At 47.6% G+C, this 11,213-nt stretch carries 9 protein-coding genes; all 9 read left to right on the top strand.

The annotated features are described in order from the left end of the window. Positions 1 to 80: 80 nt before the first annotated feature. The 9 genes from Q0499_RS03680 (at position 81) to Q0499_RS03720 (ending at position 11,076) form a co-directional block, all read left to right on the top strand. Positions 81 to 557: a PaaI family thioesterase gene (locus tag Q0499_RS03680; RefSeq protein WP_299196136.1), complete on the top strand. Its 477-nt coding sequence runs from the start codon at positions 81 to 83 to the stop codon at positions 555 to 557. 722 nt (positions 558 to 1,279) lie between these two features. Beyond that, the gene (locus Q0499_RS03685; protein ID WP_299196138.1) at positions 1,280 to 2,482 is read left to right on the top strand and encodes a 3-oxoadipyl-CoA thiolase; all 1,203 of its coding nucleotides are present in this window, start codon (positions 1,280 to 1,282) and stop codon (positions 2,480 to 2,482) included. A gap of 27 nt (positions 2,483 to 2,509) precedes the next feature. Continuing rightward, positions 2,510 to 4,612: a 3-hydroxyacyl-CoA dehydrogenase NAD-binding domain-containing protein gene (locus Q0499_RS03690; RefSeq protein ID WP_299196140.1), complete on the top strand. Its 2,103-nt coding sequence runs from the start codon at positions 2,510 to 2,512 to the stop codon at positions 4,610 to 4,612. A gap of 94 nt (positions 4,613 to 4,706) precedes the next feature. Then, entirely contained in the window at positions 4,707 to 5,702 is a 996-nt protein-coding gene (locus Q0499_RS03695; protein WP_299196142.1) for a nitronate monooxygenase, read from the top strand. A 96-nt stretch (positions 5,703 to 5,798) separates the two neighbouring features. Further along, positions 5,799 to 6,509, top strand: coding sequence for an enoyl-CoA hydratase-related protein (locus Q0499_RS03700; protein ID WP_299196144.1), 711 nt, complete (start codon positions 5,799 to 5,801; stop codon positions 6,507 to 6,509). A 512-nt stretch (positions 6,510 to 7,021) separates the two neighbouring features. After that, positions 7,022 to 8,218, top strand: a complete 1,197-nt coding sequence (locus tag Q0499_RS03705) for an acyl-CoA dehydrogenase family protein (RefSeq protein ID WP_299196146.1) — start codon at positions 7,022 to 7,024, stop codon at positions 8,216 to 8,218. A gap of 10 nt (positions 8,219 to 8,228) precedes the next feature. Beyond that, positions 8,229 to 9,368, top strand: a complete 1,140-nt coding sequence (locus Q0499_RS03710) for an acyl-CoA dehydrogenase (protein WP_299196148.1) — start codon at positions 8,229 to 8,231, stop codon at positions 9,366 to 9,368. Between the two features lie 30 nt (positions 9,369 to 9,398). Further along, a complete protein-coding gene (locus Q0499_RS03715) occupies positions 9,399 to 10,148 on the top strand; it encodes an electron transfer flavoprotein subunit beta/FixA family protein (protein ID WP_299196149.1) in 750 nt (249 codons plus the stop codon). Between the two features lies 1 nt (position 10,149). Next, positions 10,150 to 11,076: an FAD-binding protein gene (locus Q0499_RS03720; protein ID WP_299196151.1), complete on the top strand. Its 927-nt coding sequence runs from the start codon at positions 10,150 to 10,152 to the stop codon at positions 11,074 to 11,076. Positions 11,077 to 11,213 lie beyond the last annotated feature (137 nt).

Raw genomic sequence — 11,213 nt, forward strand, 5'->3', positions numbered from 1 at the left:
TATATTGCTTTATAAATGAATTTCAATTCCGCCTGATGAAATGATATTATGTTTTTTTGTATAAAAATGGTGTAATTGAAATGCGTAACAATTTAAGAGAAGTAAGCTCTGGAGCGGAACAAGAGGTCGTGAAAGTTGATATTGACAATTTTCCAGCTTCTCTTGGGTACCAGGTAGTGGAAAGAAATGAAGATTCTGCCGTGCTTGAACTTAAGCTAAAACCTCAACATCTTAATCGCGCAGGGATTATGCATGGAGGTGTTATTTCCTCTTTGCTGGATGTTGTTTGTGCGGAAGCGGGGTTGTTTTGTCCTGACCCCGAGCGTATTCGCATGGCCATTACTCTGTCTTTAACAATTACCTTTACAGGGCAATGTGGCGAAGGTGTGGTGCGAGCGGTTGGTAAGAAAAGGGCCGGTGGACGACGCATATTCAATAGTAGCGGTGAGCTCTTCGATCAGTACGGTAAGTTGCTGGCTATAGCAGAAGGGACTTTCAGACTTCGATCGGGTTCTGATTCGCCAGAGGGTGTTCTGCTCAGCGAATTGAATAACTGAAAAAGATGAGTCGCGATCGTTCTAGCATCAACAATCAGCTGTTTGTTGTTAGCCTCAGCCAGTTTTACTGCTGAGGCTTAATTTGTTAAGGATGATATTTTAAACACTATATTTCTGATATTTAAAATTTTTTTTATTTAAGAGTAAAAGTCTTCGTTTCTATCTGTCGATTTTCAAGTCTCTGATTTTGTTATTGTCTTCTCTATCGTTGTTGTTATGGGCGTGTTCTTTCACTGGTTCGTTGCACAATGGTTGTTCCCCTTGGCTCGTATTATCGCTAGATGGAGTTGTAGTGCTCTTTTCTCTCTATGTACGTTTGCTAATGGCACCCACTTCGCGGATTAATCCGTGGTAGTGGTCAACTTTCGATAGCCTCACAACGTTTCTTATCAGGACGTGATTTTTGATCCTAGCGTCTAGAACTAGACCTCTTTAAGGTTTGTAAGGTCTCGTCTTTCATAAAAGATCTTTGCCTATTTGTTGCGGTAGAGGCAGCGGCTTGCATCGTTAATGAATCACTTTTTTATTTCTGGCTGACACTGTTTTCGCTGATTTCATGGGCGATTCTAGCTACCTTTTTTTCATAATCTTCTTAACAACTCCTTCATGTTTAAAGACACCAAATCATAAATTTCAAAATCGGGTTGCAAGTGATATTAAAAAACATTAAAGTGAAAATGCATTTCGCAGAGCAAAACTTAAAGTTGTTTTTGGAGTTTAATATGTCTGGTGCTTTTATTTATGATGGTGGTCGTAGCGCATTTGGTCGTTATGGTGGTGTACTTTCACCTTTGCGTCCGGATGATTTGCTGGCTCAGGTGATTAAGACGTTGGTTGATCGCAACGATTTCGATTTTGGTCTTTATGAAGATGTGATCGCAGGTAGCACCAACCAAGCGGGTGAAGATAGCCGTAATGTTGCACGTTTTGCTGGTTTGCTGGCTGGCTTGCCGATTGAAACCGGTGGCTTGACGGTCAACCGCTTGTGCGGCTCTAGCCTGGCTGCGACCTTAGATGCTGCTCGTGGGGTACGCTGTGGCGAAGGTGAGTTGTTTGTTGCCTGTGGTGTTGAATCGATGAGCCGTGCGCCATTGGTTTTATCAAAGTCAGCGAGTGCATTTGATCGTGGCCAAGTATTGGCCGACACCACAATGGGGGCTCGCTTTACGAACCCTCGTATTATCAGTCAGTTTGGTGGCCACTCAATGCCTGAGACTGCAGATAACATTGCTGCCGATTTAGGTATCTCTCGTGAAGAGAGTGATCAGTTTGCGGCTGTTTCACAGGTCAAGTATGAAGCTGCTCGCACAGCCGGGTATTTCAGCGATGAGATTATTCCTGTTGATGTTCCTCAAGGCCGTAAAAAGCCAGTGTTAGTTGTTGATGCGGATGAGCATCCTCGCCCGAGCACTGATATGGATGTACTTCAAAAGCTACGCCCACTGTTTGAAGGTGGTGTGGTGACGGCTGGTAATGCCTCGGGTATCAATGATGGTGCTTCAGCGCTGATTATTGGTAATGAAAGCGTCGGCGAAAAAGCGGGTATTAAGCCCCGTGGACGTATTTTAGCCGGAGCTATCGCCGGTGTTGACCCCCGTGTTATGGGACTGGGTCCTGTCCCCGCTTCACAAAAAGCGCTGGCTAGAGCAGGTCTAACGTTAGCGGATATGGATGTCTTGGAATTTAACGAGGCGTTTGCTGTTCAGGCGTTGGGTTGCATGAAATTGCTCGATGTAGATTTCAATGATTCTCGTGTTAACCAAAATGGTGGCGCTATCGCCATCGGTCATCCATTGGGTGCTAGTGGGGCGCGAATTGTATTAACAGCATTACGTCAACTTGAACGTACCGGTGGCCGTTACGCCCTCGCGACCATGTGTATAGGTATTGGTCAGGGTATTGCTGTTGTTATTGAGCGTGTTTAATTCGAGTCACGAGTGAGGATTACTTGTATGTCAGTTGTTGAATATGAGCGTCATGGTGATATCGGTGTTATCACTATCAATTACCCACCGGTTAATGCTCTGTCGCAGCCGATGCGCGAAGGGGTTAAGGGAGCTGTTGAAGCGGCACAGAGTGATGCATCTAAAGCATTGATACTTATCTGTGCGGGCCGCACCTTTATTGCTGGGGCGGATATTACCGAGTTTGGTAAGCCCCCAATCGCGCCGTCGCTGCCTCAATTATTGAGCATCATTGAGAACTCGACAAAACCGATCGTCGCGGCTATTCATGGAACGGCACTCGGTGGTGGTTTTGAAACAGCCCTAACCTGTCATTATCGTTGTGCATTGTCTTCGGCGAAGATTGGTTTGCCAGAAGTAAAGCTTGGTTTACTCCCGGGCGCGGGTGGTACACAACGTATTCCGCGTCTGATTGGTCCTCAAGCGGCGCTGGATCTCATGTTGTCCGGTAATCCTATTTCTGCGGCTAAGGCTGAAGGTTTAGGATTGATCGATAAAGTGGTTGAGGGTGATTTATTGGCAGGCGCACTCGACTATGCGAACACGCTATTAGCCGTGAATGCCGAGTTGAAGCGTGTACGTGACATCGTCATTGATCCGTCCACCGTGAGTGAAGGGCTTTTTGACCAATACCGGGCGAATTTATCTAAGCGTGCCCGTGGCCAAATGGCACCTCAGCATATTGTTTCCTGCGTTGAAGCAGCCGTGAGTCTGCCCTTTGATGAGGGTCTACAACGCGAAAGAGAGGCGTTCCTTGAACTAAGAGATTCATTTCAGTCAGCTTCTATGCGGCACCTGTTCTTTGCTGAGAGGCGGTCCGCTAAAGTGAAAGGCTTGGCTAAGGATATGCCAATTCGAGAGATTAAATCTGTTGGTATTATCGGCGGTGGCACAATGGGTGGAGGGATCGCCATGAACTTTGTCAATGTTGGCATTCCGGTAACCTTGTTAGAGATTAATGATGAAGCGCTACAGCGTGGCATGGATATCATTAGTAAGAACTACGCAGCGACCGTCAAGAAAGGTAGGTTGTCTGAAACCGAGTCTACTAAGCGACAGAGTTTGGTGACCGGTTCCACCTCCTATGATGATTTAACCGATGTGGACATGGTTATTGAAGCTGTGTTTGAAAACATTGAAATCAAGAAAGAGGTTTTCGCTAAGCTTGATTCGGTCTGTAAGCCCGGGGCTATTTTAGCGTCCAATACGTCTTACCAAAACGTGGATGAAATCGCCGCAGCAACTTCGCGCCCCGAAGATGTTATCGGTTTGCACTTCTTTAGCCCTGCGAACGTGATGAAGCTGCTGGAGATTGTGCGAGGTGAGAAGACCAATGATGACGTGCTAGCGACATCGATGGCAGTAGCCCAAAAAATAAAAAAAGTACCGGTGTTATCCCGTGTTTGTTATGGCTTTATCGGCAACCGAATGTATCGCCAGTATTTGCGTGAAGCGCAGCTGTGTTTGATTGAAGGTTCGACGCCTGAAAAAATAGACCAGGTGATGACGAATTGGGGCATGGCGATGGGGCCTTTGTCAGTCGGCGATTTGGCCGGTATCGATATCGGTTATAAGGCGCGTCAGGCGTTAACCGATGAAGAGAAGGGCGACCCTAAGAGTTACTGTATTGCCGATAGGTTGGCAGAGATGGGACGTGTCGGCCAGAAAGTTGGGGCGGGCTATTATCTATATGACCCAGTGACCCGTGCGCGCAGTTCGGACCCTGAAGTTTTACAAGTGATTGAGGAGGAGGCGCAAAAGCAAGGCATCACTCGTCGCGATGTGACTGATGAGGAAGTCGTTAACCGCTTAATCTTCGCCATGATCAATGAAGGGTTCAAGATCCTAGAGGAAGGCGTAGCGCAGCGGCCTAGCGATATTGATGTTGTGTTTGCCTTTGGCTATGGCTTCCCCGTGTATCGGGGTGGACCTATGTTCTTTGCCGATACCGTTGGCTTAGAGACTGTTTATACAACCCTTTGCGAATATCGTGAGTTGCACGGTGAGCAGAATTGGGCTCCCTCAGCATTGCTTGAGACGTTGGTGAAAGAGGGTAAAACACTCTCCCAGTGGGCTTCAGAACAGCATTGATAACACCAAAATAATAATTGTTTGTATCAGCAGGGTCTGTCTCGGCTTAGCGGCCGGGCAACTTCAACCCTGCTTTTGAATGGGGAGAAATATAATGTCTAGTGTTGAATCCGGCCGAGATTTTAAAGCGCTTTTTGGCACTCGGCTGCCGATCGTTGCTGGCGGTTTAATGTGGCTGGCCAACGCAGAGTATGTCGCTGCGGCGGCTAACGCTGGAATTCTTGGATTTATCGTGGCGGCCATGTTTCCTGAGGAAGATGATCTGCGCGCTGAGATTCGAAAATGTCGTGAACTGTGCGGTGATGCCCCCTTTGGTGTCAATGTTTCGATGCTGCCTAAGCTGGTGCCGGGTGAAAAAACCGAAGAGGTTTTTCAAATTATCATTGATGAAGGCATTAAAGTTGTAGAGACATCGGGGCGCAACCCTGAAGCTTATCTGCCGATGCTAAAAGCGGCAGGGGTAAAGGTGCTGCATAAAGTGCCTGCAGTTAAGTATGCGCTCAAAGCACAGGCTATCGGTGTCGATGCCGTTTCGATCGTTGGTGCTGAGTGTGGTGGGCATCCTGGGATGGAAATGATAGGTAGTTTCGTTAATTCGGCGATGGCGTTAGAGAAGCTGGAGATTCCCTACCTGATTGGCGGCGGCGTCGGTCATGGCTCACAAATCGCTGCGGCGATGATGATGGGGGCTTCAGGGGTTGTGATGGGCACGAAGCTGCTGGTTGCCGAGGAAATCTGGGCACATGATGACTTTAAGCGTCATTTGATCAATGTGTCGGAGTCAGATACGACCCTGATTATGTCGAGTATTCGTAACACGGTTCGCGCGCTTAAGAATGATACAACCGCGCTAGTACAAGCAAAAGAAGCTGAATTAGAGCATGTCACTATTCAAGACTTACTGCCTCTCATTTCTGGAAAAATAGGCCGCGAAGCTTATGTGACCGGTGACTGTAGCCGTGGTGTGTTGTCTGCTGGGCATGCACTTGCGTTTGTAAAACAGATTGAGCCGATGGCCGATATTATTGCCACCCTCGAGAGTCAGGCTAACGAAGCATTACAGCGAATGAGTTCTGTCTCTAAGTTGTAACTGAGAAGCGGGTGAGAGCCAGCTTAAGTTTTTTCAGTTGAGTGAAAAGCAATGTCTAATTCAGAATTTATTGATGTTACATGCGAACAGGGTGTCATGCAGATCGGTCTTAATCGACCGGACAAGAAAAACGCGCTTAATCGTGCGATGTATGATGCGATTCGTTCGGCATTTTTAATAGCCGAACAGGACTCGCAAATTAAGTCTGTTTTATTGTACGGCACGGCGGATGCCTTCACGGCGGGTAATGATCTCGCTGATTTTAATGATCGAGATCCAAGTAAACCCTCACCTGCAGCGGTCATGTTAGAAGTCATACATGATTTCAGTAAACCGGTTGTGGCCGCTGTTGCAGGTTTGGCGGTGGGTATTGGTGCTACCATTTTACTTCATTGTGATTTGGTTTATGCCGCTCCCGAGACTCGCTTTCGCTTACCGTTTGTTGCGCTGGGTGTCTGTCCTGAAGCGGGCTCCAGTTTAATGGTGCCCGCATTGGCAGGACATCGTTTAGCGGCAGAGTTATTGATGTTAGGCGACTTTTTCACCTCTCAAACGGCACTTGATGCCGGTTTCGTGACACGTATTGTAGCGGATCAAGATATCAAGACATTCGGTTTTGATAAAGCTGTGCAACTGGCGCAACAGCCTGTTGAGGCGCTATCGATTACCAAGCTGTTACTTAAGCAGGGTCAGCATCAAGTGCTGAAAGAGCGAATGACAGAAGAGTTTATGTTGTTTAATCAGATGCTGCAGTCCGATGAATCTATCGCCGTGCGTCAAAAGCTGAGTGCTAAGCTGAAGAAATGATAGGTTGTTACATCCTTGGTCCAGGCCGTTGAGTGCTAACACGAAGCGGCAGGCCAAACATGTCTCTACGGCTGCTCAGCCTCGCTGCTGGTAGCCTATTTTCTGCTTATTGGGTTCGATCTTTAAGGTAACTGCCCGGCTTGCTTGCGTTGAGCATCTGGGGGCGAGATCGATTAGCTCTCGCTAGTCATCATTGATAGCGCTGTATGTTACATATTCGTTATTGCCTGCTCTACCTCTCTCTATTGTCTATATCACTACCTAGGTTTGGTTCGTCAGTGTATTCATGATTTGCCCCTCCTGTGTTGCTTACCTCCCTATTATTGCCCTAATTGAGCCATTTTCATGGTTGCTTTCATGACCATCTGGGTTGCTTTAAGAGATTAAATGCGCTTACTTTTTGTGAACTGTAGTTTCGCTATGCGAAAATAAAAGTCATAATTCGTTGTCTGTTTTAATTTATATTGGTACTATATTTTGCAATGAAGATATTCTTAGGCTGGAGTGAAGAGATGAATGTAGATTTTACAAACGAAGAACTCGCCTTTCGTGAAGAGGTGCGGGAATTTTTTAAACATAAGTTTCCTGCTGCGGTAAAGGATAAGCAGGAAAAGGGTATCTACCTCACCAAAAACGATCATATCGTTTGGCAGAAAGCTTTATATGATCAAGGCTGGGCGGGTATCAACTGGCCAGTAGAGCACGGTGGTACGGGTTGGTCAGCGACGCAGAAGTATATTTTTGCAACGGAAGCCGCCGAAGCAAAATCACCTCGCATTATTCCGTTTGGGTTGGCGATGGTGGCACCGGTTATCTACACCTATGGTTCTGAAGAGCAAAAGGCGCGATTTTTACCCGATATTCTGGCGACCAATGTTTGGTGGTGTCAGGGGTATTCTGAGCCGAATGCTGGCTCCGATCTGGCTTCAGTGAAGACTAAAGCCGTTCGTGATGGTGATAGCTACATTGTTAGTGGTACTAAAACATGGACAACATTAGGTCAGCATGCGGACTGGATCTTCTGCTTGGTTCGTACCGATGATAGTGGTCGCAAGCAACAGGGTATTAGTTTTCTCCTGATCGATATGAAGACGCCTGGTGTAAGTGTGACGCCGATCATCACTATCGATGGCACTCATGAAGTCAATGAAGTGCATTTTGATGATGTACGTGTGCCTGCCAATAACTTAATTGGTGAAGAAGGTAAGGGTTGGACCTATGCCAAGGTTCTGCTGACCCATGAGCGGACAGGTATTGCCCGTGTTGCCGAGTCTAAGGCACGACTTAATTCGATTAAGAAAATGATTGATGAAGCAGCAGCAAGGGGAGAAGACCTCAACTCTAATGCTGTGTTTATGGCTCGGTTACTCGAGATCGAGGTTGAGCTTAAGGCGCTAGAGTATACCGAGCTGCGAGTACTATCGTCTGTTTCAACCGGTAAAGCACCGGGGCCTGAGTCGTCAATTTTAAAGATCAAAGGCTCAGAAATGATCCAGATGTTGGATGAGCTGGTACTTGAAATCGCCGGTATTTACGCCTTGCCATTTGTCCCTGAACAGTACACCGAAGGCTTCGATGGCGAGTCAATCGGGCCACTGTTTGCCGCTAAAGCTGCACCGACTTATTACAACGATCGTAAAGTCAGTATCTACGGCGGAACTAATGAAATTCAGAAGAACATCATCGCCAAGCAAGTGCTAGGGCTATAGGAGAGTAGTGATGGATTTTTCACTGAACGATATTCAGCAAATGATGCAGGATAGCGCAGCAAAATTTATTCAAAATGACTATGACTTTGAAACCCGTCGGGGGTTATCTAACAGTCCAGCGGGATACAGTGAGGATAACTGGAAGTTATTTGCTGAACTCGGATGGTTAGCGCTACCGATCAAAGAACCCTATGGCGGTTTGGATGGTGACTTGGTCGACACGATGGTGTTGCAGCAAGAGTTTGGTAAGGGCCTATTGGTCGAACCTTATTACGCGACCGTTTTGCTAGGCGCGAACCTGATTCAGAAGCAAGCGAACGATGCTCAAAAACTGGAACTGCTTGAGCAGGTTGTTGCCGGCGAACTAAAACTGGCCTTGGCCCATAGCGAGGCTCAAGCTGCCTTTGATGTGTCTCAAACGAAAACTCGTGCTGAGAAGCAGGGTGACCAGTATGTATTGAATGGCCATAAAGCGGTGGTCCTCGGTGCTGAATCTGCAGATTACTTATTAGTGCCAGCCCGCACCTCGGGTGCCGTGGGTGACGCTGAAGGTATCACTCTATTTTTGATCGACCCTAAGTCAGCCGGCGTGCAGTTGCGTGGATATGCCACGAATGATGGGCTTCGTGCCGCTGACGTTGGTTTGACTGAAGTAACCGTGCCCGCGTCGTCTATCCTGGGCCAGGCCGATTCGGCTGCGCCAGCCATTGAGTTGGTACTGAACGAGGCGATTGTCGCGTTAGGCGCTGAAGCAGTCGGCATCATGGAGAAACTGTTAGCTGCGACGTCAGAATATATCAAGACTAGGCAGCAGTTTGACCAGCCGATCAGTCGTTTTCAGGTATTGCAGCACCGTTTAGCCGATATGTTTATGGAAACCGAGCAAGCTAAGTCGATGGTGTATTTTGCTGCGATGGAAGTGGCTAAAGGTGGTCCAGAAGCAAGCCGTGTGGCGTCGATGTTGAAAGTTAAGATTGGCAGTGCCGGACGTTTAGTTGGCCAGCAAGCGGTGCAGCTTCACGGTGGTATGGGCATTACTGATGAACTAGATGTAGGGCACTTTTTCAAGCGTCTAACCTGTATTAATAATCAGTTGGGTTCGCGTGATTACCATTTGCAATCATTAATTAATAAAGCCGCTGCCGGCTGAGTTGCCAACCGATAATAGTAAGGTAGAGCTATGAAAGTATTAGTGGCCGTTAAGCGAGTGATTGATTACAACATCAAGGTCCGCGTTAAAAGTGATCAATCGGGTGTTGATCTTACCAATGTAAAAATGGCGATGAACCCCTTCTGTGAAATAGCGGTAGAGGAAGCCGTTCGCCTGAAAGAGAAGGGGGTTGCTGATGAGGTAATCGTCGTTTCTATTGGACCGAAGGTGGCTCAGGAGCAAATTCGCACGGCGATGGCTTTAGGGGCTGACCGCGGTATTTTGGTGGAAACCGATGAGCCGTTAGAGTCTCTGGCCATTGCTAAGTTGTTAGCCAAGGTGGTCGAGGTTGAGCAGCCAGATTTGGTTATTTTAGGCAAGCAGTCGATCGATGCCGATAATAACCAGACAGGGCAAATGCTCGGGACGCTGGCCGGCATGTCTCAAGGAACCTTTGCCTCAGAGATTAACGTGGGTGAAAACTGCGTTGAAGTGACGCGCGAAATCGATGGTGGTCTACAAACACTGTCGCTGAATTTGCCCGCGATTATCACCACAGATCTGCGGTTAAATGAACCTCGCTATGCGTCTTTGCCCAATATCATGAAAGCTAAACGCAAGCCTCTGGATGTTAAAACGCCAGCTGACTTTGGCGTCAATGTCATATCGGGACTTAAAACCTTACTTGTTGAATCCCCACAAGAGCGAAGTGCCGGCGTGCTCGTCGGTAGTGTGGGTGAGTTGGTTGAAAAGCTAAAAAATGAAGCAAAGGTTATCTGATATGAGTATTCTGGTTATTGCTGAACACGATAATGGGTCCTTAAAGGATGAAACCCTTAACACGGTGACCGCCGCTGTCCAGATTGGCGGCAACGTCGATTTATTACTTGCGGGTGAGAACTGCAACGCAGTTGCAGAGCAAGCCGCCAAGATTAGCGGTGTGAACCGCGTACTGGTGGCAGATCATTCGGTCTACGCTCATCAGTTAGCGGAAAATATCAGTCTGTTAGTGACTGAGTTGGCGGCAGATTACAGTCATGTGCTGGCACCAGCGACTACCAATGGTAAGAACTTTATGCCTAGGGTTGCAGCGACCTTAGATGTATCGCAGATCTCTGAGATCACAGCGGTTGTCAGTGTCGATACGTTTAAGCGGCCTATCTATGCGGGTAATGCCATCGCGACCGTGCAATCTATGGATAAGGTTAAGGTGATTACGGTGCGGGCAACGGGGTTTGATGCTGCTGCGTGTGATGGTAGTGCAACGATTGAATCGCTGGATAAGGTTACGGATGCAGGCTTGTCTTCTTTTGTTAAAGAGGAACTGGCGCAATCGGATCGACCTGGACTGACCAGTGCCAAGGTCATTATTTCGGGTGGTCGAGGCATGGGTAATAGTAGTAACTTCAACCTATTAGAGCAGGTCGCGGATAAGCTGGGTGCTGCGGTAGGCGCCTCTCGTGCCGCTGTGGATGCCGGTTATGCACCCAACGATATGCAAGTAGGGCAGACGGGTAAAATTGTTGCCCCGGATCTGTATATTGCTGTCGGTATTTCAGGTGCGATCCAGCATTTAGCGGGTATGAAAGACTCTAAAGTCATTGTTGCTATTAATAAAGATGAAGAAGCTCCTATCTTTCAAGTGGCCGACTTTGGCTTGGTCGATGACCTGTTTGATGCAGTGCCTGAGTTAGCGCATAGCCTCTGAGTTGTATCATCTCATAGCGTTTTCCCTGGTAGACCAGCACCATTTTAAGGGTGCTGGCTTCGCCTTAAGTTTTACTTAGGGCTTTTTTATAAAAGACGTTGAGTCATGGATGGTGTGTTGCCCTTATGGCGTGAGGG

Source organism: uncultured Amphritea sp. (genome assembly GCF_937127095.1).
Lineage (GTDB): Bacteria > Pseudomonadota > Gammaproteobacteria > Pseudomonadales > Balneatricaceae > Amphritea.